The organism is Streptomyces sp. WM6378, assembly GCF_001279695.1.
In the GTDB taxonomy this organism is placed as follows: Bacteria; Actinomycetota; Actinomycetes; order Streptomycetales; family Streptomycetaceae; genus Streptomyces.
This window is the reverse complement of sequence record NZ_LGDD01000140.1, coordinates 1-1,081: the sequence shown is the minus strand read 5'-3', so window position 1 is coordinate 1,081 and position 1,081 is coordinate 1. Positions and strand designations below refer to the sequence as shown.

The following is a 1,081-nucleotide window of genomic DNA, read 5'->3' as shown; positions in this document are numbered from 1 at the left end:
TGAGCAGGTTGCGTTGGCTGACCGCTGGGGAGTCCCACGGACCCGCACTTGTCGCGACGCTGGAGGGTCTTCCCGCCGGCGTGCCGATCACCACGGAGCTGGTGGCCGACCACCTGGCCCGGCGGCGGCTGGGCTATGGGCGCGGCGCCCGTATGAAGTTCGAGCGCGACGAGGTGACCTTCCTCGGCGGCGTGCGGCACGGCCTGTCGATGGGCTCGCCGGTCGCGATCATGGTGGGGAACACCGAGTGGCCCAAGTGGGAGCAGGTCATGTCGGCCGATCCGGTGGCCCCGGAGGTCCTCGCCGAGCTGGCCCGCAACGCCCCGCTGACCCGTCCGAGGCCCGGTCACGCCGACCTCGCCGGCATGCAGAAGTACGGCTTCGACGAGGCCCGGCCGGTCCTGGAGCGCGCCAGCGCCCGGGAGACCGCGGCCCGCGTGGCGCTGGGCGCGGTGGCCCGCTCCTACCTGAAGGAGACGGCCGGCATCGAGGTCGTCTCCCATGTGGTGGAGCTGGCCGCGGCCAGGGCCCCGTACGGCCTCTACCCGACCCCCGCCGATGTCGAGAGGCTGGACGCCGACCCGGTGCGCTGCCTGGACGCGGACGCGTCGAAGGCGATGGTCGCCGAGATCGACCAGGCCCACAAGGACGGCGACACCCTCGGCGGGGTCGTCGAGGTGCTCGCCTACGGGGTGCCGGTCGGTCTCGGTTCGCACGTGCACTGGGACCGGCGTCTGGACGCCCGGCTCGCCGCCGCCCTCATGGGCATTCAGGCGATCAAGGGCGTCGAGGTCGGTGACGGCTTCGGCCTGGCGCGGGTGCCCGGTTCGCGGGCGCACGACGAGATCGTGAACACCGCCGAGGGCGTCAGGCGGACCTCCGGCCGCTCCGGTGGCACCGAGGGCGGCCTGACCACCGGTGAACTGCTGCGGGTGCGGGCCGCGATGAAGCCCATCGCGACCGTGCCGCGCGCGCTCGCCACCATCGACGTCGCCACCGGCGAGGCCGCCAAGGCCCACCACCAGCGCTCCGACGTGTGTGCCGTGCCCGCCGCCGGCATCGTCGCCGAAGCCATGGTCGC

General features: G+C 73.8%; 1 protein-coding gene. It reads left to right on the top strand.

Going from position 1 to position 1,081, the window contains the following annotated elements; genetic code table 11:
* A partial coding sequence (aroC, locus tag ADK54_RS14310) for a chorismate synthase (protein WP_234392062.1) occupies positions 1-1,081 on the top strand: 1,081 nt, incomplete at both ends.